The sequence below is a fragment of the Caballeronia sp. ATUFL_F2_KS9A genome (genome assembly GCF_023630765.1).
In the GTDB taxonomy this organism is placed as follows: domain Bacteria; phylum Pseudomonadota; class Gammaproteobacteria; order Burkholderiales; family Burkholderiaceae; genus Caballeronia; species Caballeronia zhejiangensis.
The window spans coordinates 1-21,256 of the sequence record NZ_JALQEK010000031.1; the positions used below are offsets into that span (position 1 = coordinate 1).

19 protein-coding genes are annotated in these 21,256 nt (G+C 62.5%); 5 read left to right on the plus strand and 14 right to left on the minus strand.

The genetic code is table 11. The annotated features are described in order from the left end of the window. Positions 1 to 228: hypothetical protein (locus NCS67_RS18830; RefSeq protein WP_250436099.1), on the plus strand; the 228-nt coding region annotated here is incomplete at its 5' end. 62 nt (positions 229 to 290) lie between these two features. Here the strand turns inward: NCS67_RS18830 and NCS67_RS18835 are convergent. The 3 genes from NCS67_RS18835 to NCS67_RS18845 form a co-directional block, all read right to left on the minus strand. Beyond that, positions 291 to 671 (minus strand): DUF4148 domain-containing protein, encoded by a 381-nt coding sequence (locus NCS67_RS18835; RefSeq protein WP_175982883.1) that lies wholly within the window; start codon positions 669 to 671, stop codon positions 291 to 293. A 309-nt stretch (positions 672 to 980) separates the two neighbouring features. Further along, positions 981 to 3,404 (minus strand): penicillin acylase family protein, encoded by a 2,424-nt coding sequence (locus NCS67_RS18840; RefSeq protein ID WP_250436101.1) that lies wholly within the window; start codon positions 3,402 to 3,404, stop codon positions 981 to 983. Positions 3,405 to 3,573: 169 nt separating this feature from the next. Continuing rightward, positions 3,574 to 3,744, minus strand: a complete 171-nt coding sequence (locus NCS67_RS18845; RefSeq protein ID WP_008354446.1) for a hypothetical protein — start codon at positions 3,742 to 3,744, stop codon at positions 3,574 to 3,576. Between the two features lie 248 nt (positions 3,745 to 3,992). Here NCS67_RS18845 and NCS67_RS18850 point away from each other — a divergent pair, with 248 nt between their 5' ends. The 4 genes from NCS67_RS18850 to NCS67_RS18865 are packed head-to-tail and all read left to right on the plus strand — an operon-like array spanning position 3,993 to position 8,506. After that, on the plus strand, positions 3,993 to 4,949 hold the full coding sequence (locus tag NCS67_RS18850; protein ID WP_250436102.1) for an HlyD family secretion protein: 957 nt from the start codon (positions 3,993 to 3,995) through the stop codon (positions 4,947 to 4,949). After that, positions 4,946 to 5,899, plus strand: coding sequence for an ABC transporter ATP-binding protein (locus NCS67_RS18855; protein ID WP_502801865.1), 954 nt, complete (start codon positions 4,946 to 4,948; stop codon positions 5,897 to 5,899). The genes NCS67_RS18850 and NCS67_RS18855 overlap by 4 nt, the downstream gene beginning before the upstream one ends. After that, positions 5,896 to 7,056 (plus strand): ABC transporter permease, encoded by a 1,161-nt coding sequence (locus tag NCS67_RS18860; protein ID WP_250436103.1) that lies wholly within the window; start codon positions 5,896 to 5,898, stop codon positions 7,054 to 7,056. The genes NCS67_RS18855 and NCS67_RS18860 overlap by 4 nt, the downstream gene beginning before the upstream one ends. Positions 7,057 to 7,066: 10 nt before the next feature. Beyond that, positions 7,067 to 8,506 carry an efflux transporter outer membrane subunit gene (locus tag NCS67_RS18865; protein WP_250436104.1) on the plus strand — a complete coding sequence of 480 codons (1,440 nt, stop codon included), beginning with the start codon at positions 7,067 to 7,069 and terminating at the stop codon, positions 8,504 to 8,506. Here the strand turns inward: NCS67_RS18865 and NCS67_RS18870 are convergent. From NCS67_RS18870 to NCS67_RS18920, 11 genes are all read right to left on the minus strand, one after another. Further along, positions 8,499 to 10,028: a class I adenylate-forming enzyme family protein gene (locus NCS67_RS18870; protein WP_250436105.1), complete on the minus strand. Its 1,530-nt coding sequence runs from the start codon at positions 10,026 to 10,028 to the stop codon at positions 8,499 to 8,501. The two genes, NCS67_RS18865 and NCS67_RS18870, sit on opposite strands and share 8 nt — an antisense overlap. Before the next feature lie 52 nt (positions 10,029 to 10,080). After that, positions 10,081 to 10,983 carry an SMP-30/gluconolactonase/LRE family protein gene (locus NCS67_RS18875; protein WP_250436106.1) on the minus strand — a complete coding sequence of 301 codons (903 nt, stop codon included), beginning with the start codon at positions 10,981 to 10,983 and terminating at the stop codon, positions 10,081 to 10,083. Positions 10,984 to 10,998: 15 nt separating this feature from the next. Further along, positions 10,999 to 11,943 carry a 3-hydroxyacyl-CoA dehydrogenase gene (locus tag NCS67_RS18880; protein ID WP_250436356.1) on the minus strand — a complete coding sequence of 315 codons (945 nt, stop codon included), beginning with the start codon at positions 11,941 to 11,943 and terminating at the stop codon, positions 10,999 to 11,001. Positions 11,944 to 11,970: 27 nt separating this feature from the next. Then, the gene (locus tag NCS67_RS18885) at positions 11,971 to 14,070 is read right to left on the minus strand and encodes an ABC transporter permease subunit (RefSeq protein WP_008354431.1); all 2,100 of its coding nucleotides are present in this window, start codon (positions 14,068 to 14,070) and stop codon (positions 11,971 to 11,973) included. Positions 14,071 to 14,080: 10 nt separating this feature from the next. Next, positions 14,081 to 15,592 (minus strand): sugar ABC transporter ATP-binding protein, encoded by a 1,512-nt coding sequence (locus tag NCS67_RS18890; RefSeq protein ID WP_250436107.1) that lies wholly within the window; start codon positions 15,590 to 15,592, stop codon positions 14,081 to 14,083. Positions 15,593 to 15,601: 9 nt separating this feature from the next. Continuing rightward, positions 15,602 to 16,729: a sugar ABC transporter substrate-binding protein gene (locus tag NCS67_RS18895; RefSeq protein WP_008354427.1), complete on the minus strand. Its 1,128-nt coding sequence runs from the start codon at positions 16,727 to 16,729 to the stop codon at positions 15,602 to 15,604. A 40-nt stretch (positions 16,730 to 16,769) separates the two neighbouring features. Then, positions 16,770 to 17,543 (minus strand): N-acyl homoserine lactonase family protein, encoded by a 774-nt coding sequence (locus tag NCS67_RS18900; protein WP_008354426.1) that lies wholly within the window; start codon positions 17,541 to 17,543, stop codon positions 16,770 to 16,772. Between the two features lie 14 nt (positions 17,544 to 17,557). Next, complete coding sequence (kce, locus tag NCS67_RS18905) at positions 17,558 to 18,490, minus strand: 3,5-dioxohexanoate:acetyl-CoA acetone transferase (protein ID WP_008354425.1); 933 nt, start codon at positions 18,488 to 18,490, stop codon at positions 17,558 to 17,560. A gap of 15 nt (positions 18,491 to 18,505) precedes the next feature. Next, positions 18,506 to 19,312, minus strand: a complete 807-nt coding sequence (locus NCS67_RS18910; protein ID WP_250436109.1) for an SDR family oxidoreductase — start codon at positions 19,310 to 19,312, stop codon at positions 18,506 to 18,508. A 26-nt stretch (positions 19,313 to 19,338) separates the two neighbouring features. After that, entirely contained in the window at positions 19,339 to 19,992 is a 654-nt protein-coding gene (locus NCS67_RS18915; protein ID WP_250436111.1) for a GntR family transcriptional regulator, read from the minus strand. Between the two features lie 198 nt (positions 19,993 to 20,190). Then, positions 20,191 to 21,207: a glycosyltransferase family 2 protein gene (locus tag NCS67_RS18920; protein WP_250436114.1), complete on the minus strand. Its 1,017-nt coding sequence runs from the start codon at positions 21,205 to 21,207 to the stop codon at positions 20,191 to 20,193. Between the last annotated feature and the right edge of the window lie 49 nt (positions 21,208 to 21,256).

Here is a 21,256-nt window from a genome sequence, read left to right on the forward strand (position 1 = left end):
CTATCGCCGATTCCGAAGAACCAGCCGCACTCGCCATCAAGCGCCCACACTTATCGGCTGTTAGTTTTTAAAGAGCACATCGCAAGACAAGCCTTACTTCAACTTCCGTCTTGCGTCGCTGCATCAGCAGCAGAGAAACGAGATTATGAAGAGCCGATGACATCTCCGCAAGCCCCTTTCGCAAATTATTTTTCTGCGCCCGCCAAACGCCGCTGGACGTACAAATAGCCAGACATGCAAACGCGGGAAGTCCCGACCGACTCCCCCGCGCTCACCAACAGCCCGACGACTCAGCTTCCGAAAAACAGCGTGCAATAACTCGCGGGCCCGACGCAATCCGACGTAGACATCCACATCGAACCATGCTTCATCGACATCGGCTTGCGCATCGCGCCTGAACCCGACGCCGCGCCGCCGGCATGGGTGCCGCCGTACGCTTCATTCGCTTCGTTCGCGTTCCGCCGCGCGGCGACCTTCGCTTCCGCCGCCTGAATATCCGAGGGATAGTTGGCTTGCTCGCCCGTGGCCGGCGAATACCCCGCCTGTTCGAGCTGAACAAGCTCGGCCTTGACTTGTTCGCGCGTCAGAGGGGCGTTCTGGCTCTGCGCGAAAACGAACGTGGGTGCAGCGACCACGGCGACGGACACGACGATTTTGGCGATGGCGTTCATGATGTTCACTCCGACAGAAAAGGTTGACCGGATCGCACGCGATCCACGACCTCATCGAACGCACAGGGCCCTTGCGCGGCTTCGACTCACTTGACCTAGGTTTCAAGCGTAGAGGCTTCGATTGGTTAACCCGGGTACGCAGCGATCTATTCCCGCGTCGAAGCAGACTCTATAAGAAGAATAAAGAAGGAAGCGCGGAGGATGAACCGGATGAGGAGTCCGGCAAGGCGCCAGCCAGCACCCGTCCACCGCGATCGTAATTGTGATGCAAAGCGCCGTGAAGATCATCGGCGCTCACGCAGCCCGTGCTCAATGCGCGTCCGGCACGAGATGCACGCGTTTCTCCGTTGCGGCTTCGACGGCCGAGCGCGAATACAGCAACGGGAAGTACTGCCCGTCGAGCCACATCTGCGCGAGATCGCGATAATGCGGGCTATCCGGATCGCCCGATTCGCCAGGCAGATTCACCGCACGCGAGTTGTCCCAGTTGCCGACATCGACGACCACACGAAACGACGGTCCGTTCGTCTCGCGGAAGTCGCTCGCGCGATAGGTCGACTGATTCGGCGTGTAAGCGCTGCCTCCCTTTCCGATCGGCCCGACGTTCAGCTTCGCACGCATGTCCGCATCGACGACATCGGCCAGAGGATGCGCGTTGAGGTTCGTTTGCAGCTTGCCCCAACGCCACTGGGTTGCATCGGCGCCTTGCAGATGACGCATCTCCGCATAGGCATCGCGCAGACTCGAAAGCAGAACGGCATCGCGTTTGGCCGGCGCCTCGTCGCCGAAGCGCGTCTCGGGATGTTCGAGCGAATCGAGCATCACCGAGGTATCGGGTGCGCCGAACGACGCCGCCGCGTCCTTCGGCAACACCGCTTCCTTGAACGTGCGTCCGAGATGACGCGAGAACCATACTTCTTCGAGCGCGGCTTGCGGCGAACTCGCGCTCATGTGCGCGTCCCAGTCCTTGAGCATCGCGAGCGCGGCGCGTGTGTCTTCATCATCGCTCGAAAGCGGCGCGAGTAATGCGACGAGCCTGCGCGCCGGAATCGAAACGTCATCGTTCTGCAAGCGCTCGGAGTCTTCGATCGACACCCTCGGCAGCGATTTCAACACTTCGTCGATACGCTGATGCCGCGACCCGTTGGTCCATTCGAAGCCGAGCTTGCGCTCCGCATACGGATAACCCGCGGGCAGATTCATTTCATTCGACGTGGTGAAATAAGCTTGCGCCGGGTTATAGACCGAAGGCATTGCATCGCGCGGCCAGAAGCCCGCCCATTCATAGCGGCCATCGCCGGGCACGGGCATGAGGCCGTCCCAGTTCGGGCGTTTCGGCGCGAGGCCGCTCGGCACCCAGCCGATGTTTCCATCCTTGTCCGCATAGAGCTGATTCACAGTCGGCGCGCCCCATGTCGCAAGCGATGCCTTGAACTGCGCGTAATTCTTCGCGCGCATATAGCGCATCGAATCGAAATACGGCGACATGCCGGGCGACAGCCACGCCGTGCGCACGGCGAAGGCGCGATGCTTGCGTTCTTCCGTATAGATCACAGGACCGTGTCGCGTGTAAAGCAGATCGGCGGTGACGGGAGCGCCATTACGCACGGCGATCTGTTCACGCACGACGCGCATCGGCTCCCACTTGCTCTTATAACGATACTGCCGCGAATTCGCCGGATTCAACTCGTATACATAGAGATCTTCCTGATCGATGTTGAAGATCGTGAGTCCATAAGCGATCGAGCCGTTATGCCCGATCGAAATGCCTGGCGCCGAAGGTTCGCCCGCGCCGATGATATCGAGCGTCGGCGTGCTGATCTGCTGAATGTAGCGAAGGCTCGGCGCGGCATAAGCACGATGCGGATCGTTCGCCATGATCGCGCGGCCCGTCGCCGACTTCGATGGCGCGATCACCCAGTTGTTGCTGCCTTCGGTCACTTCCTCGGGATTCTCGGCTGCGGCGATCATCGTCGTCGATGCATCCGTGCTCTTCATCGACTCCTTCGTCACGCGCACGCCTTGTGTTGCGAGCGTAAAGACTTTGAGGACATCATCGGGAAGGCAGGGATCGAGGCCCGCGGGCATCTGCGCTTTCCACTGCGGCTGCAGTCCGAAACGCACGGTGTCCGCGTCGAGCGAGCTCTTGCACGTCACGCGTGCACGCGCGACTTCGCTTGTGAGATTTCGCGTGAGACCGTGGCTGCGAATACGCACGATATCGTCGGCGCTCCATTTCGCCGGCCAATAGCCGATCTTGCGAAACTCATAAGGCATGCGGTCCGGATGCGCGGCAAGCCAGTCGATATACGCATTCACGCCGGCTGCGTAGCGTGTCGCGGCAGGCTTCGCATCGGGACCATAGCGCTGCCATTCGGTCGCCATGTCGCCGCGATAAAGAAAGAGCCGCGTGGCCTTGTCCTGTTCCACATAAGCGGGACCGAAGACCTCCGAAAGCTCGCCGAGGCCGCGTCTGCGCCACAGATCGATCTGAAACATGCGGTCACGCGCGGCGTTGAAGCCTTGCACGAAGAAGGCGTCGCTATCGTTTACGGCGAAGATGTGCGGTACGCCCCAACGGTCGATCAGGATGTCCGACGGTTGCGAAAGACCGGCAACGGCAATCGTTTCATCGCCCGGTGTATCGGCGAATGCGATTCGCGCGTCGAGCGGTGCGATTAGAGATGCGCCGATCGTCAGCGCAATCAGGCGTTGTCCCTTTCTTCGATTCATCTTGGCGTCTCCGTTCTTATCAGTGTCGATTCCAGTCACACGAATATCGCACTGTAATTCGAATGCAGGAGACACGCAAAGGTTGTCGGCGGTTATTTAATTCGGACGCCGAATCTATTCGCGAAACGCTTTCACCCGAATGACGCCATTCTCGAACAGCGACTCGAGCTCACTCGTCCTGCCGCGGCTGCTCCTGCAAAGCCGTATCGCGGATGACTTCCGCGAACTTCTCCAACGCCTGCAGCGGACCACTCACGCTGTTGTATTCCTGCGTGCCGATCCGGCCTTCCAGCACCACTGAAAAGCCGCAGTCCTGCGCGATCTTCAAAAGATTGTCCATGTCGTAGTCGCCTCGTGTCGCTATCAGCGAAGCACACGTAATGCCTGCTCGCGCTTTCGTCTTACTTTCGCTCGTGGCGTCGTTTTACGCCGGCGCATCCGCCCCGCCTGTAATTTTTACTCGCGCCGTCTATCCTTGATTTGGCACACCCGCGTGCGACCCACCGCCGCTCTGCTTGACACCGACGAGCCGCCTCACGTATTGTTTGGTAGACCAACCAAGTAACGAATACTTCCACGGAGCGCGCCATGAGCCGCATCACCGCCATCCCGACCTGCTTGCTTTTCGCCACGGCGCTCGCGGCGTGCTCGCATCAGGACCGCGATATCTATCAGGGCTACGTGGAAGGTGAATTCGTCTACCTCGGCTCGTCGCAATCGGGCAAGCTCACAGCGCTGTCCGTCGCGCGGGGGCAAACGTTGAAGGCGGGAACGAGCGCCTTCATGCTCGAATCGGCCGATGAAACCGCCGCCCTCGATCAGGCACAGCGTCAACTCATGGCCGCGCAGTCGCAACTCGAGGACATCCTCACGGGAAAGCGCGCACCGGAGGTCGCATCGGTGCGCGCGCAACTCGCGCAGGCACGCGCGAACGCTCGCAAGACCGCGCTGCAACTGAGCCGCGATGAAGCGCAGTTCAGCGCGGGCGGCATCGCCAAAGGGCAGCTCGACGATTCGCGCGCGAATGCGGATGCCGCCGCCGCGCAAGTACGCGACCTCGCCGAACAGGTCGATATCGCACGCCTGCCGGGCCGTCCTCAACAGATCGCGGCGCAACGCGCGCAAGTCGCAGCCGCGCAAGCCTTTGTCGCGCAGGCGCAATGGAAGGTCGACCAAAAGCGCGTTGCGGCGCCTGCGGACGGGCTCGTGTACGACACGCTTTATCGTGTCGGCGAATGGGTACAGGCGGGCAGTCCGGTCGTGCAGATGTTGCCGCCGCAGAACGTGAAAGTGCGCTTCTTCGTTGCGGAAAACATGGTGGGCAGCCTCGCAACGGGGCGCGCGATATCGATTCATTGCGACGGCTGCACGGAAGACGTGCCCGCGAAAATCACCTACATCTCGAATCAGGCCGAATACACGCCGCCGGTCATTTATAGCAACGAGAACCGCTCGAAGCTCGTGTTCATGGTCGAAGCGCATCCTCAACCGGCCGATGCATCGAAGCTGCATCCGGGCCAACCCGTCGGCGTGAGGTTGCAATGAGTGTAACGAGCATGCAGGACACGCAATACGTCATCGACGTCCAGAATCTCAACAAGCACTTCGGCGACAAACACGTCGTCAACGATGTATCGCTGCAAGTCGCGCGCGGCGAGATCTTCGGCTTTCTCGGCCCGAACGGTAGCGGGAAGACAACATCCATCCGCCTGATGTGCGGCCTGCTCACACCCGATTCGGGCAGCGGTACGTGCCTCGGCTACGACATCGTGCGCGAAAGCGAAGAGATCAAGCGCAACGTCGGCTATATGACGCAGCGCTTCTCGTACTGGGAAGACCTGACGATTCGCGAGAATCTCGACTTCGTCGCGCGCATCTATCAGATGAGCAATCGCCGCGAAACCGTGGATCGCGCGCTCGGAGCGCTCGGTCTGGAGAGCCGCGCGAGTCAGCTGACGGGCTCGCTCTCGGGCGGATGGAAGCAACGCCTCGCGCTCGCCGCATGCATGCTGCACGAGCCGAAGCTGCTCCTGCTCGATGAGCCGACCGCAGGCGTGGATCCCACCGCGCGCCGCGACTTCTGGGAGGAGTTGCATCGTCTCGCCGCGAAAGGCATTTCGGTGCTGGTGAGCACGCACTACATGGATGAAGCCGAGCGATGCCACAAGCTCGCGTATATCGCGTATGGCAAGCTGCTTGCGCAAGGCACCGCGAACGAAGTGATCGCATCGCAAAACCTCGCGACATGGAGCATTCACGGCGAGCATTTGAGCGAACTTTCCGAACGCTTGCGCAAGACGCCCGGCATCGATCAGACCGTCGTATTCGGCTCTGCGCTGCATGTGAGCGGCAGCGATCACGCTGCGCTCGAGGCGGCCGTGCGCGATGCGACAAAAGACGGCGCAACGCGCGCCGAGCCGATCGAAACCGGACTCGAAGATGTCTTCATCTATCTGATGAGCCGGTCGACCGACAACTTCAAGGTGACGTCATGAAGGCACGCGGCCCGCTCGCGATATTCGCGCGCTTCTCCGTGACGCGCTGGTGGAGCATCGTCATCAAGGAGTTCCTGCAATTGCGGCGCGACCGCATCACGTTCGGCATGATCGTCGGCTTGCCTATCGTGCAGCTCGCCCTCTTCGGCTACGCAATCAACACCGACCCGAAGCATCTGCCGACGGCCGTGATCGTCGGCGATCAGAGTCCGTTTTCGCGCAGCTTCATCGCGGCAATGGAGCACTCCGGCTATTTCGACATCGTCGAGACGCTGCCCGACGACGAAGCTGGCCGTCGCGCACTTGCGCAAGGCCGCGTGCTTTTCGTGCTGAACATTCCCGTCGACTTCTCGCGCAAGCTGTTGCGCGGCGAGCGGCCCGCGCTGCTCGTCGAGGCCGACGCGACCGATCCGAATGCGGTGAGCAAGGCGAGCAACGCGCTGACCATGCTCGTACGATCCGTTGCCGACAAGGACATCACCGGCCCGCTTGCTCGTTTGAACGCAACGCCCGCCCCATTCGACGTGCAGGTCCACAACCTCTACAACCCCGAAGGCATCACGCAATACAACGTCGTGCCCGGCTTGATGGGCGTGATTCTCACGATGACGCTCGTCATGATGACCGGCCTCGCGATGACGCGCGAACGCGAGCGCGGCACGATGGAAAACCTCCTTGCCACGCCCGTGCGTCCCGTCGAAGTGATGACGGGCAAGATCGTGCCTTACGTGTTCATCGGTCTCATTCAGGCGTCGATCATTCTCGCGGCCACGCGTTTCGTCTTCCATGTGCCGCTCGTCGGCAATCCGCTCGCGATCTATCTCGCCGCGCTGCTTTTCATCGCCGCGAATCTGACAGTGGGCATCACGCTGTCGTCGCTCGCGCAGAACCAACTTCAGGCAATGCAGCTCACCATGTTCTATTTCCTGCCGAACATCCTTCTCTCCGGCTTCATGTTTCCGTTCGCGGGCATGCCGGCGTGGGCGCAGTTCATCGGCAATTTGCTGCCGCTCACGTACTTCAATCGCCTGATTCGCGGCATTCTTCTCAAGGGCAACGGCTGGGCGGACCTGTGGCCCTCGGTGTGGCCGATGGCGCTCTTCACCGTCATCGTGATGGGCATTGCGTTGCGCTTCTATCGGCGCACGCTCGACTAGGGAAACATCGATGAAAATGATTCTTCCCCTCTGCGCGCTCACGTTGTGCGGCTGCACTGTCGGCCCCGATTTTCATGCGCCTGCGCCGCCGGACACGCAGACCTATGTCAAAACGCCGGTCGCGGTAAAGGACTTTCCCGCGGCCGATCATGCGCTGCCGCGCTGGTGGACGCAGTTCGGCTCCGATACGCTGAACCGTCTCGTCGATCGCGCATTGAGCGACAGTCCCACGCTCGACGAGGCGCGGGCGAAGCTCGTGCAGGCGCGCGAGGACTATCGCGCGCAGGCGGGCGCGACATACTTTCCCGTCGTCGATGCCTCGCTCTCCGGCTCGCGTCAAAAGGTCGATCCTGCTGCCTTCGGCGTGCCGATTCCGAGTCCGGGTCCGTTCACGCTTTATGATGCCTCGGTGAGCGTGTCTTACACGCTCGACTTCTTCGGCGGCGAGCGGCGCGCACTCGAAGCATTGCGTGCGCAAGTGGACTATCAGTCGTTCGAGCTCGATGCGGCGCGGCTTTCGATCGCGGGCAATGTCGTTGCCACCGCGATCCGGCGCGCTTCGTTGCAGCATCAGATCACGCTCACCGAAGGTCTCGTCGATGCACAGATGCGTCAACTGTCCATCATGGAAGGCCGCCTGAAGGCGGGCGGCGTCGCGCCGTTCGACGTGCGCAGCCAGCGCACGCTCGTCGAGCAGACGCGCGCAAACCTTCCGTCGCTCGTCACGCAACGCGATCAGGCCGATCACCGGCTTGCAGTGTTGCTGGGCGTCGAGCCATCCAAGGCCGACTTCGATGCCATCACGCTCGACTCGCTTCATGTTCCGGGCAACGTTCCGCTGACCTTGCCCTCGACGCTCGCACGCGAACGACCCGACATCCGCGCATCGGAAGCGTTGCTGCATCGGGCGAGCGCGAACGTCGGCGTGGCGACTGCCGACCTCTATCCGAAGTTCTCGCTCTCTGCGGGCGTGGGAAGCCAGCGCACGAACATCCACGACATGCTCAATAGCCTCAACGTGTGGAACGTCGGCCTGAATCTCACGCAGCCGCTATTTCATGGCGGCGAGCTGCGCGCGAGGAAGCGATCGTCCGAAGCGGCCTACGAAGCAGCCATGCAAGCCTATCGACAGACCGTGCTGGACGCGCTGCAACAGGTCGCCGATAGCCTGACCGCGCTTCAAAACGATGCCGATGCCCTGCACGCGCGCGAGATCGCGGCGAACGAAGCGCAAGCCAATCTCGACACAGCCAGCGCGCGCTTTACGGCGGGCGGCGTGAGCCGCTTCGATCTGCTCGACACACAACGTCAGGCGCTTCAGACGCAACTCGATTACGCGCTCGCGCACGCCAATCGTCTCTCGGACACCGCGGCACTTTTCCAGTCGCTGGGCGGCGCAGGCGAAGACACGAATGCAGCGAGCAAACCGGTTGCATCCGCAACTAATTAGCGAGCTTTCCGAGCCGATGCTTGAGCACCTTGCCGCTCGCGGACACGGGCAATGCATCGAGTATGCGGATAGAAGAAGGCCGCTTGTAGGGCGCGAGCCGCTCGCCGACCCACTCCGCGAGTTCGCTTTCGCTCGCCGTGCAGCCGGGCCTCAATTCGACGAACGCAAGCACGTCTTCATTGCCCTGCACGCTCCGTCCGACCACGGCGGAATGCAGCACGGCGGGATGACTGTTGAACGCCTGCTCCACTTCCGCGGGATACACGTTGAAACCCGAGCGGATGATCAACTCCTTGCTGCGCCCGACGATATACAGGTTGCCCCTCTCGAAGCGCGCGAGATCGCCCGTCTTGAGCCAGCCGTCCTCCGTCACCGTGGCCGCCGTCTGCGCCGCATCGCGGTAATAGCCGAGCATCACGTTCGGCCCGCGCACCCATAGTTCGCCGGTATCGTCGGCGTCGCTTTGATGCGCGAGCGGCACGATGCGCGCCTCGACGCCTGGAATCAGCGGCCCGACGGACGAATCGGGCGCCGGTGCATCGAGCAGCGTGTTCGATACGGTCGGACTGCTCTCCGTCATGCCATAGCCGTTATGCAAGGGCACACCGTAGAACGCTTCGGCAGCGGCCTTGAGCGTCATGTCGAGAGGCGAGCCGCCGCAATAGACGAAGCGCAACGATGGCGCATTCAGGCCGCCGCGCGGCGTGAAATGATCGATCAGCTTCGCATGCATCGCGGGAACGCCTTGAAAGATCGTCATGCGTTCATCGCTGAGAACGCGTCCCGCGCGCGCGGGATCGAAACGCGCCGCAAGACGCAACGTCGCGCCCGCATACAGCGAACCGAGGCACATGGACGCAAGACCGAACACATGCGATACCGGCAGTACGGCATAGACGCGATCGCTGGTACCGACACGACGCAGCGTGCTGGATACTGCCGCGACGAACAGCAGATTACGATGCGACAGCATCACGCCCTTCGGCGCGCCGGTCGTTCCCGTCGTGTAGATGAGCGCCGCGCATTGCCTGTCCGATGACAGTCCGTGCGGCTCCTGCTCAGACGCGGCATCGATATCGCTTAACGCAAACGCGCCGATCGGCGTCGCATCGAGCGATTCGACCGAAGCGCCGTCACGTTGCGCGTGATGCGCGGCGTCGTCGGAAACATCGACGGTATAGAGCGCGATGCGTGGCTTCGCATGCGCGCGGATCACATCGAGCTCGACTGCGGACAATCGCGCATTCACGATCAGCACCCACGCATCGAGACGGCTCACGGCAAAAAGCGATGCGACGAGCACGACGCTGTTCTCGCCGATCAGCATGACGCGATCGCCGGCGCGCACGCCCGCCGCACCGAGACGCGCGGCCAGCGCATCGATTGCATCGTCGAGTTGCGCATAAGTCAACGTGCGCGCGTCCTCATGCAACGCGATGTGATCGGGATGCGCCTTCGCACCGCGCGAGATGATCGCGTCGATGCGCGCGGGCAGCGACGCAATGAGCTTGTTCGTATCCATGTCGAGCGATATCGTTCGAGACCCTGAGGCCCGAATGATAAACGCTCATGCTCTATCCCGCGAAACGCGGCTCGGGAATGCCGCGCACGCCGAGGCCCGTCACCGCGAAAAGGCCGCCCTTGTCGCGCTCTTTCTGCGGAATGCCCCACATCGGGCGGCCCATCGTCGATACGTAGAGGATGTCGAGACTCGGTCCGCCGAACATCACGCTCGTCAGATTGCGCACGGGAAACGGCACGACGCGATCGAGTTTGCCATCGGGAGCGAAGCGCAGAATGCGTCCGCCGAAGACGAGAGCCGACCAGACATAGCCTTCTTCATCGACGGTTGCGCCATCGAACGTGCCGGCCATGTCGTGCGCCGATGCGAACAGGCGCTTGTTCGTCGCCGCGCCCGTTTCGATGTCGTAGTCGTAGGCGTACATCTCCTTGCTGTATGTGTCGGTGAAGTAGAAGGTTTTGTTGTCGGGGCTCCAGCATGGGCCGTTCGAACAACTGATGCCGCTGTCGAGCCGCGTGACCTGGCCATTCGTATCGAGCCGATACAGCCCGCCGCTGCGCGTCGAGCGCTGGCCGCGATCGGCATCGTAGCGGTCGAAGTCGTAGGACATGGTGCCCGCGATGAAGCGTCCACGGCGATCCACCTTTCCGTCATTGAACCGCGTCTCGGGATCGTCGCTTTCGGGATCGGCGATGAACTGCACGGTCTGCGCATCGAAGTCGTAGAAATGCAGGCCGTTCGCGAGCGCGACCACCGCGCCGCCCTGCTCGCGCAACGCCATCGAACCGATGTGACGCGGCACGAAATAGCGCTTCACGTCGCCGCCGTCAGCACGGCAGCTATAGATTTCCGCGGCCGTGCTGTCGATCCAGTAGAGCCGTTCCTCCTTCACATCCCATAGCGGTCCTTCGCCGAGATGATTGTTCGCATCGACCAGCAAGCGTACTTCGGGCATCGTCGTCTCCTTTGTTCAGGCTTCACCGTCCTCGATATCGCGCCGATGCGCGAGCAGCGCCATCAAACGCCGATCGCGCCAGCGGCTGCGTTCTTCGATCTTCTCGCGGGGCAGCACCGCGCGCCGTTCGGCATCGAGCTTGCCGAGCGTCTCGGCGGACCAGTCGAACGGCTTGCGTCCCGCAGCGATGCTCTTGTATGTGCCGCCGTAGCGCGCGGCGTAATCGGCCACGCCACCGGGCGCGTTGAGGTCGATCGTTTCGAACGGGCCCATGAACGACCAGCGCATCGCGAGTCCATCGCGTATCACGGTGTCGAGATCGGCGGCGCTCGCATAACCTTGTTCATAGAGACTCAACGCTTCGTCGAGCAACGCGCCTTGCAGACGATTGAGCAGAAAGCCCGAGATCTCGCGATTCACGGTGACGGGCTTCTGCTTCGCTCCTTCGTAGATGGCGCGTGCGCGTTCCATCGTGTCCTGCGAGGTCCACGGCGCGCCGCACAACTCGACGAGCGGCACCAGCGACGGCGGATTCACCGGATGCGCGACGAGACAGCGTGCGCGGCCTGCCATGCCTTCCGTGAAGGTCGATGCAGGCAATCCCGATGTCGAACTCGCCAGAATCGCGTCAGGCTTCGTGAGGCGGTCCAGTTCGATGAACAACGCGCGCTTCGCTTCCACCACTTCCGCGATGTTCTCCTGCACGAGATCGGCGTCGGCGACAGCATCGGCGAGATGTTCGCATGCGGTGATGCGGGCCACGATCGCATCGACGGCTTCATCGATCAGGTCGAACGACGCCAGATCCTCGACGCTTTCGCGGATCGCGGGAATCGCGCCGCCGAGCATGCCCTTCGATGCATCGTGGATCGTGACGTTGAAGCCGCTCTTCGCAAAGACGATCGCCCACGCGCGGCCGATACGGCCCGAACCGATCACCGCAATGTTGTTCGCTTGCATCTGCATCTGGTCCTCGTTCGAGTTGGTTTAGCCCTTCTTGTCCCGCAGCGTGATGACAGCCGCCAGCACGACGAGTCCGTTGATGATGTCGCGCACCGCGGGCGGCACCGTGGTTCCCGCAAGCAACGTCCCGAGCGCCGTAAGCAGCAGCGCGCCGCCGAACACGCCGAGATAGTGCCCGCGTCCACCGGTAATCAATGCGCCGCCGACGACAACCACTGCAATCGACGGCAACAGATACGGATCGCCCATGCCGAGAAAAGCTTGCGAGCTGAACCCCGCGAGCAACAGGCCGACGATCGCGGAGCACAAACCCGAAAGGCAATACACGGCGATGAGCGTCGTGCCCACGCGCACGCCCGACAGCTTCGCCGCGACCGGCGAATTGCCGACCGCATACACGCGCCGCCCAAACGGCGTGCGATGCAGGAGCAGCAACGCGATGACGAGAAACACCGGCACGCTCCACGCCGCGATCGACAGCGGACCGAAGCGTCCGTTGGTGAATTCGCTGATCGTCGACGGCGACCATCCTTGTGGCGAGCCATTGCAATAGATCAGCGTGAGGCCTTGCAGCAAACCGTTCGCCGCAAGCGTGACGACGATCGGCGGCAAGCCGAGCATCACGACGCCCACGCCATTGAACACGCCGACGAGCAGGCCGACCAGCAGCACCATCGGCACCGCCCACGCGGCCGCGCCGTTCACGCCGTGCGTGAGTCCGGTCAGCAACACGCCCGACAGCGTGATGAGCCAGGGCATCGACAAGTCGAGTCCGCCCGTCAGGATCACCGCGCCCTGGCCGAGGCCGAGTATCGCGAGAAACAAGGTCAGCGTGAGCAGGCTGCTATAGAAGTTCGCGCTGACGAGCACGCCCGGCCCATAGACAAAGCCCGTGATGACGACCACCGCGAAGAACAGCAGATAAGCCGGCACCACATACTTGACCCATTCGCGATTGCGCTCGATCCAGTCGGCGATCGGTCGTCCCTTCAGCTCCGTGTTTTCAACCGGACGATAATCGTCGACTTCGAACGCAACGCGCCGCGCATGCTTGTCGTCGCGTGCGCGCGTGCCCGTTCGCACCGCCTTGAGCCACTGCGCCGCGTGACGCGCGCATTCATGCGCCGCCGATTGCTTGCCGATCGACGAACCGAGCACCGCGAGAATCAGGATCACCGCTTCGGCTATCGTCGTGAAGAACGCCGATACGTTCAGCACGAGCAGAATGTTCACGGTGATCATCAGCGTCATTGCTGCGAACACGGTGCCGACGCAGCCGCCACGTCCGCCGCCGAGCAACGTGCCGCCGAGCACGACGGCCGTGAACATCGAGAGCAGCAGCGGACGGCCGACGAGCGGATCGGCCGAGCCCGTCTGTGCCGATACATACAGACCCGCCGCCGCGTAGAACATGCCAGCGAGCGCATACGTCGCGATGCGGTAGCGCGTGACCGGCATGCCGTTCGCATACGCGCCGTCGGCATCGCTGCCTAACGCGTACAGACCCACGCCGTAACGCGTGCGCTTGATGAACGACCAGATCAACAGCGCAAGAATCAGCAAGCCCGCCGACATCGGCATCTTGTCGGGGATGAGATCGGCGGTGAGCACCGCGCCGAACTGATCGCCGACGCTGCCGCCCGGCTTGTTCTGAATCAGCAGCGTCAAGCCTTGCACCATGAACATCGTCGCGAGCGTGACGACGATCGATTGCAAGCGAAACCATGCGATCAGCGCGCCGTTGACGAGGCCGATGCCGCCGCCGATCGCCAGAATCAGCGCGGCGCCGCCCCATTGTTCGACGGGCGATCCTTGCACGAAGCGCACGGCAAGCACGTTCGCGAGCGACACGACCGCCGAGGCCGACAGATCGAATCCGCCCGACAGCACGACGATGGTCTGCCCGATCGCCGCGAGCGCGAGTGTAGTTGCGCTCGAAATTACCGATCCGATGTCGTAGAGCCCGACAGGTGTCGCGGACAGCGAAACCCATCCGGCGAGCATCGCAAGCAACGCACTGATCGCGATGATGAGCCCGCGATGATGATCGATGCGCGCGCCAAATCCCACGCGCGCGCCCGGCCGCACGACCTCGCTTTCGGGCGACGCAACGGCTATCTTCATGAGCAACCTCTCAACTGGAAAGCATCTTGCGCATCACGTTTTCTTCGGTCAGCGCGTCGCCGCTCAACTCGCCGGCGTTGCGTCCGCGATACATCACCGACACGCGGTCGCACACGTTGACGAGCTCGGGCACGTCCGTCGAATAGAAAAGCACGGAGCCACCCGCCGCGGCGAATGCACGCATCAGCACGAAGATCTGATGCTTGGTGCCGACGTCGATGCCGCGCGTCGGATCGAACATGAGCCACACGCGGCTTTGCGTGAGCAGCCACTTGGCCATCGCGATCTTCTGCTGATTGCCGCCGGAGAACGACAGACACGGCTTGTACAGCGCGCGCGGATTCACCTCCATCTGCGCAAGCGAGCGACGAATCGCGGCCTGCTCGCGCTTGCGATCGATGAGGCCGAAGCGCGCATAGCGGCCGATCACGGGAAGCGACACATTCTCGCCGCCGGGCAAGCGCAGGAACAAGCCTTCGGTCTTGCGGTCTTCGGGCAGAAAGCTCGTCGATACGCCGGCCTTCAGCGAATCCGCCGTCGATGTCAGCGTCACCGGTTTGCCGTCGATGCGAATCTCGCCATCGTCGATGTAAGTGGCACCGAACAGCGCCTCGAACAGCTCGCGTTGCCCCATGCCCTGCAGCGCTGCGATGCCGTGCACTTCGCCCGGCTTCACGGCGAGATCGAAATCGGCGACGACGCCATCGACGCGAACGTTGCGCGTCTCGATCGCCGGCGTCGCGTCGCTTCGTACCGTCGTGATCTTGGGCGGATACTTCGCCTCCATCGAACGCCCGATGACGAGTCGAATTACTTCGTCATCCGATATATCCGCAGCGTCGAACGCGCCCACATCTCGGCCATTGCGATACACCGTGAGGCTGTCGCAGAACTCGCGCACTTCCTGCATGCGATGCGAGATGAACACGAAAGTCACGCCGCTCGCCTTCAGTTCGTCGATGCGCCGTGAGAGCCACGCGACATCGCGTCCCGACAGCGCGGACGTCGGTTCGTCGAGCAACAGCACTTTCGGCTTGCGCACGATGGCCTTCGCAATCTCGATCTTCTGCCGCACCGGCAACGAAAGATCGCGAATATAAGCGCCGGGACGCACATCGGACAGTTCGAGCCTGTCGAGCCATTCCGCTGCTTGCCGCTGCGCGTCGCGCTTTCTGATGCGCCCGAGAAAACCCGTCGGCTCGTACGACATCAATAGGTTCTGCGCGACCGTGAGATCGCGCACGAGCGTCATCTCCTGAAACGCCGTCTGCACGCCCGCGCGATGCGCGTCCTTCGGGCTCTTCATCGTCACGTCGCTGCCCATTACGCGGATGCTGCCGGCATCCGGCTGCATCAATCCGGACAACAGCTTGACCGTGGTGGACTTTCCGGCGCCGTTCTCGCCGAGCAGCGCATGCACCGCGCCGCGCTTCACCGAGAACGACGCGCCATCGAGCGCGACGGTCGCGCCGAAGCGCTTCGTCACGTTCGACAGATCGATCGCCAATGATGCGTCGTTCATCGCGCCGCCTCAGTCCTGATTGCCCGTCAAGGCCGCATTGAAGCCGACTTCCTTCGTCTCTTCGGAGTAGATGTCCGCGAACCAGCCCGGCGGCACCTTGTCCGGCGGAAACGCGGTGCAGCCCGCCTTCAGTTCGTCGATGCTGCCCGTCTTGCACAGCTTCGATTCCGAGGTCAGCACGAGCGGCAGCTTGAGCGTCACGCGCGCCGGAAAGTCGCCGCCGTCGAGCTTCTTCACGGCCATCTTGAGCGCCATCGCGCCCGAGTACGGAGGCGCGCCGTAAGAGATCGAGCGATAGCCGATCGAGCGATAACCGCCCTGTCCCTTCACTTCGCCCGGCGGCAGCATCTGCACGCGATGGCCGTTAGACGATTCGCCCGCGCACGGCTTGATCTTGTCGTCGGCAATGCCCGCTTCGAGCTGCATCGACGCCGCCGTGAAGCAGCCGACCTGCATCCACAGGCCGTCGATCTTGTCCCAGCTGTTCGTCGCGAGAATCTTCGAAAGCTCGGTCTTCGCGGTCGCCTGACTCCACATGCCCGTTCCTTCCGCGACGATCTTGATGTCCGGATACTTCGCGAACACGGCCTTCGCCGCCTCGGTGCGTGCGCGATCGACCGACGTGCCCGGCACGCCCGTGATCATCACGACATTGCCCTTGCCGTTGATGGTCTTCGCGAGCCATTCCGCGGTGACGGTGCCCGCCTGATGCTGATCGATCGTCACGTTATGCGCGCACGGCTCGGTGACTTCTCCGTCATACGCCGCGACGACGACGCCCTTCGAGCACGCGTTCTTGATCGCGCGATTGAGCGCCGTCGGCGAGATCGGATAGATGACGATGGCCTTCGCGCCTGCCTGCACCATCGAGTTGATCTGCTGAATCTGCTTCTGCGCATCGGTGCCCGCGACCTGCACTTCGAGATCGACCTTGTCTTTCAGCCCCGGCGTATTGGCCATCGCCTTGACCATGTTCGCGGCTTCGGTTTGCCAGTCGTTGCCGACATAGCTCATCGACAAAAAGATCTTGTATTTGCCGGCCGCGTGCGCCGTGCCCGATACGGCGAGCGCCGCCGCGAACGCGAGGCCGAGCGCTGCCCGTCCCGCATGACGAATCGACTGCGTCAATGCTTTCATGTCTTCCTCCGGTATTCGTATGGTTATGAAGCGGGCGCTTCTAACTTCGGATGTGCGGCAGACGAGCGCTCGCGGGCAGAGCGATGCCCGCGCTGCCGGGCACGACATTCGGGTCGTGTCCGGGTATGACGAAATCGGCGATCTGACGGATGCGCGACAACGAGCCGATCTCCGCCAGCGTTTCATGCACGATGCCCACTGGAACGAGATCGACGATGTTCTCCATGCAGTTCGCGCAATCGCCGGCGATCAGCACGACACCTTCTTCCGTATCGACCGCGACGGACTGATGCCCCGGCGTATGACCCGGCGTCGGCACGACGCGCACGCCGGGCACGATATCGGTCACGCCGTTCACGAACTGCCAGCGAAAATACGCGAGCGGCTCGCGGCCGATCAGAAACTCCTGGTAATACGTGGCCTGCGTCGGCAGCGGATGACCCGCGTATTCCCACTCGGCCGCCTGCACGATGAAGCGCGCATTCTTGAAAAGCGTGTTGCCGCCGGAATGGTCGTAATGCAGATGCGTGTTGATGACGATATCGACCTCGTCCGCGCTCCAGCCGACATACTCCTTCAACGCGCGTTCGAGCTTTTCCTCCGGCGCCTGATCGCATGGGCACACGAAGTTGGACACCCAGCCTGGATCGTGTATGCCCGTATCGACGACGATCTTCTTCTGCGCGCCGACAATCGCCGTCGACCATACGGGCACCTTCATCTGCTGGCCGAAGTAGCGGCCATACACTTGCGATGAGCGATCGACGGTGAGCCAGCCCGTCGGCATCGCGACTACCTTCAGCTTCGTGCTCACGATGCCCTCCGCTATCAGAAGTTGGTATCGCTCGCGCCTTTGAGCTTGAGCATCTCGCGTGCTTCGGCGGGCGTCGCGATATCGAGGGACAGTCCTTCGATCACCTGGCGAATCTTCTTCACCTGCGCCGCGCTCGATTCGGCGAGCTTGCCCGGCTCGATCCACAACGAGTCTTCGAGGCCAACACGCACGTTCGATCCCTGCGCGACGCCCATCGAGCCGAGCGGAATCTGATGACGTCCCGCGCCGAGAATCGACCATACATAGTCGTCGCCGAAGAGACGATCCGCCGTGCGCTTCATATGCGCCAGATCTTCGGGATGCGGCCCGATGCCACCGAGCAAGCCAAAAACGCTCTGCACGAAGAACGGCGGCTTGACGAGCCCGCGATCGACGAAGTGCGCGAGGTTGTACAGGTGCGAGATGTCGTAGCACTCATGCTCGAAGCGCGTACCGTTATCGCTGCACGACGTGAGGATGTATTCGATATCCGCGAACGTGTTCTTGAACACGAGATCGCGGCTGTTTTCCAGATGCTTGCGCTCCCACTCGTACTTGAATTCCTTGAAGCGATCGAGCATCGGATACAGGCCGAAGTTCATCGATCCCATGTTGAGCGACGCCACTTCCGGCTTGAAGTGATGCGCGGGCTTCAATCGCTCCGCGACGGTCATGTGCGGGCTGCCGCCCGTCGTGATGTTGATGACCGCATCGGTTTCCGCCTTGATGCGCGGCAGAAACTCCTGAAACACGGCGGGATCCTGCGTCGGATGACCATCGTTCGGGTCGCGTGCATGAAGATGCAGGATCGCGGCGCCTTCCTTTGCAGCCGCGAGCGCGGCATCGCCGATCTGCTGCGGCGTGAGCGGAAGATACGGCGACATCGAAGGCGTATGGATCGCGCCCGTCGGCGCGCAGGTGATGATGACCTTGCGTTTCGTTGCCATGTGCTCCTCGTTCTATTAAAGGACTTCGACGTTGCCGCAGACGGAGATCGCCTGTCCCGAGATGCCGCTGCCCGCGGGCGAGCACAGGAAGAGCGCCGTGGCCGCGACTTCCTCGGGCGTCGTCATGCGGCGCAGCGAAATCTTCGCGAGATATTGCTTCTCCATCTCTTCATAGGAGACGTTCAGTTGCTTCGCGCGCGCCGCGATCACGCGCTCGATGCGCGGCCCTTTCACGATGCCCGGCTGGATCGCATTGACGCGAATGTTCGACGGCCCGAGCTCGATAGCCAGGCTCTTCGTCATGCCGACGACGGCCCACTTCGTCGCGGCATAAGGCGTGCGAAACGCGTAGCCGAGCCGTCCCGCCACCGACGACAGCGCGATGATCGCCCCGCCGCCATTCGCGTTGCGCAAGAGCGGCACCGCGCGGCGCGCGAAGTAGAACTGCGCGTTCAGATTCACATCGACGGTCTGTTCCCATTCGTTCGCATCGAGCGCGTCGATGCCGCCCGTCGGCCCCGCGATGCCCGCGTTGTTCACGAGCACATCGAGTCCGCCGAGCTCGCGTTCCACATCGACGAATACGCGCTCGACTGCTTCCTTGTCCGCTACGTCCGCGAGCGTCGACGTGATCGCATTGCACTCCGCGCTCGCTTCGGCTTTCGCCAATGCGTCGATTGCTTCGGGACTCGCATCGCAGACGTGCACGCGCGCGCCTGCATCGATGAACGCGCGCGCTATCACGAGCCCGATGCCCGATGCGCCGCCCGTGATGAGCACGCGCAATCCCGCGTGCGGTTTCAGCATCTGAAGAACCGTCATCCATGTCTCCGTTGTTGTTATGCGTGTCAGGCGCTTGCCTTGTTGCTCAGTTCGCCGCTTTGCAAACGCTCTTGCAGATCGGCGGCCGCATCGCCGATGTCTTCCTCGATGCCGGCGCGCGCGCCTTCGCCATCGCCGCGCCAGAGCGCTTCGACGATATGACGATGCGCCGCCATCGAACGGCGCATATGCGGAATGTCGGGCGCGACGAGATTCAGGAACGGGCCGATGCGCATCCAGAGGTTCTGGATGGTCGCGAGCGTGAGATCGCTCGCGCCGTGCGTGTAAATGGCGATATGAAATTCGAAGTTGCTGCGCAGATACGCGGATACGTCGCCCGCTTCGACGTGTGCGTCCATCGTGTCGAAGATGGCCTGCAGCGCGTCGAGATGCGCGCGTGTCATGCGCGACGCCGCGCGTTTGGCGACCGCGCCTTCCAGTGCGATGCGAACGTCCCGCAACTCATCGAGGAGTTCGAGCGTCATCGGCGGAACCATCAGCGCGCGGCCGGGACCGTCGATCAATGCGCCTTCCGCCTGCAAGCGCGTGAGCGCGGCGCGCACGGGCATGGTCGACGAGCCGACCGCTTCCGCGACGCTGCGCAAGCTGAGCAACTGCCCAGGCGCGAAGCGGCCCGTCATGATCGCCTGCCTCAATTGCGCATAAACGCGACCGGCCATGGTTTCGCGTGCAACTAATTCGAGCGCGGGTAAGTCCGTCGTCGAGCGTGTCGCCAACTTTTGCCTCCGTTCTTTCGTTCGGCTGCTGCGATGCATTCGATTGGTGTGACCTGTGATCACACTTGCATGGCTAAAGTGTCGGACGCGCGAGCACGCGAGTCAACCTTGAATTGCTAGGTGAAAACGCGGAGCGACGCCTCAGACCGCTTCGTGCGAAAGACGGGCCGCATCGAGCGCGACGCCGATGGCCGGAGCGGCCAACACGCGGATTGCCTGAAAATGGGACGCATCGAATGCGCCTCGAAAGAAGTCGACCACCGCGACCAAGCGCCTGACGATGAGATCATGAAGCACGGACACGTCTTGCCCGAAGTCCTTCGCGTCGGCAGCAATGAGTCTGTCGACCGCGCGCACGACGGCGAGCAATTCGTCGGTGCCGACTTCCAGGCCGAACCACATGCCAACGATGAGATCGATGTCGCGCGGATCGAGGCTCGGGTACCAGAGCGCCAAAAGACGTTTGCGGAGGCCTTTCATCGCCGGGCCCGCCAGATCTTCCCGGCTTCTGGTGAAACTGGTTCGGTGCGACCTGACCTCGACGAGGACTTCATCGACATTGCCGATCTCGCCGCCGGCCACCATGATCGCGACGAGATAGTTCAGGTCTTCGGCGCTCGCCATCTGCACGTCGAACCGGATGCGATGCTCGCGGACGAACGAACGGCGCACCATGAGCATTGCGCCGCCGATGGTGTTGAAGCCTTCGAAAAGCCGGGCCTTCAGAGCGCCGTCGCCGAGCGTGCAAAGCCCATAAGTGTCGTTGGCAATACCATCGCCGAACAAGCGCGCATGGCCGCCGCAAGCGGCAAGGCGCGCGCACTCGCGGAAAGCGGCGACTTGCGCGGCGAGCCTCGTCGGCAGCGCCCGGTCGTCCGAGTCGATGCGCGCGATGAACTCGCCGCGCGCCGCGTCGAAACCCGCATTCGAAGCGGCGCTGATGCCCTCGTTCCGGCCGAAGCGTATGAGGCGCACGCGGCTGTCGTCGCCCGCTGCCTGCTGCGCGACGGCGAACGTCTGATCGATCGAGCCATCGTCCACGACGATGAGCTCCCAGTCTTCGAGCGTTTGAGCGCGAATCGAAGCGATTGCTTCGCCGATGAAGGCCTGCGCGTTGAACGCGGGCATGACGACGGTGACGAGCGGTGAGGATGTCATGGGAACGGAATCCGTTCTGATTTGTTCCCGGCGGAGTGTGCCGCAATCG

Excerpts from the sequence above, each read along its gene's own strand:
- NCS67_RS18835 (WP_175982883.1), bottom strand. The coding sequence starts at position 671 with ATGAACGCCATCGCCAAAATCGTCGTGTCCGTCGCCGTGGTCGCTGCA.
- NCS67_RS18840 (WP_250436101.1), bottom strand. The coding sequence starts at position 3,404 with ATGAATCGAAGAAAGGGACAACGCCTGATTGCGCTGACGATCGGCGCA.
- NCS67_RS18845 (WP_008354446.1), bottom strand. The coding sequence starts at position 3,744 with ATGGACAATCTTTTGAAGATCGCGCAGGACTGCGGCTTTTCAGTGGTG.
- NCS67_RS18850 (WP_250436102.1), top strand. The coding sequence starts at position 3,993 with ATGAGCCGCATCACCGCCATCCCGACCTGCTTGCTTTTCGCCACGGCG.
- NCS67_RS18855 (WP_502801865.1), top strand. The coding sequence starts at position 4,946 with ATGAGTGTAACGAGCATGCAGGACACGCAATACGTCATCGACGTCCAG.
- NCS67_RS18860 (WP_250436103.1), top strand. The coding sequence starts at position 5,896 with ATGAAGGCACGCGGCCCGCTCGCGATATTCGCGCGCTTCTCCGTGACG.
- NCS67_RS18865 (WP_250436104.1), top strand. The coding sequence starts at position 7,067 with ATGAAAATGATTCTTCCCCTCTGCGCGCTCACGTTGTGCGGCTGCACT.
- NCS67_RS18870 (WP_250436105.1), bottom strand. The coding sequence starts at position 10,028 with ATGGATACGAACAAGCTCATTGCGTCGCTGCCCGCGCGCATCGACGCG.
- NCS67_RS18875 (WP_250436106.1), bottom strand. The coding sequence starts at position 10,983 with ATGCCCGAAGTACGCTTGCTGGTCGATGCGAACAATCATCTCGGCGAA.
- NCS67_RS18880 (WP_250436356.1), bottom strand. The coding sequence starts at position 11,943 with ATGCAAGCGAACAACATTGCGGTGATCGGTTCGGGCCGTATCGGCCGC.
- NCS67_RS18885 (WP_008354431.1), bottom strand. The coding sequence starts at position 14,070 with ATGAAGATAGCCGTTGCGTCGCCCGAAAGCGAGGTCGTGCGGCCGGGC.
- NCS67_RS18890 (WP_250436107.1), bottom strand. The coding sequence starts at position 15,592 with ATGAACGACGCATCATTGGCGATCGATCTGTCGAACGTGACGAAGCGC.
- NCS67_RS18895 (WP_008354427.1), bottom strand. The coding sequence starts at position 16,729 with ATGAAAGCATTGACGCAGTCGATTCGTCATGCGGGACGGGCAGCGCTC.
- kce (WP_008354425.1), bottom strand. The coding sequence starts at position 18,490 with ATGGCAACGAAACGCAAGGTCATCATCACCTGCGCGCCGACGGGCGCG.
- NCS67_RS18910 (WP_250436109.1), bottom strand. The coding sequence starts at position 19,312 with ATGACGGTTCTTCAGATGCTGAAACCGCACGCGGGATTGCGCGTGCTC.
- NCS67_RS18915 (WP_250436111.1), bottom strand. The coding sequence starts at position 19,992 with ATGGCCGGTCGCGTTTATGCGCAATTGAGGCAGGCGATCATGACGGGC.
- NCS67_RS18920 (WP_250436114.1), bottom strand. The coding sequence starts at position 21,207 with ATGACATCCTCACCGCTCGTCACCGTCGTCATGCCCGCGTTCAACGCG.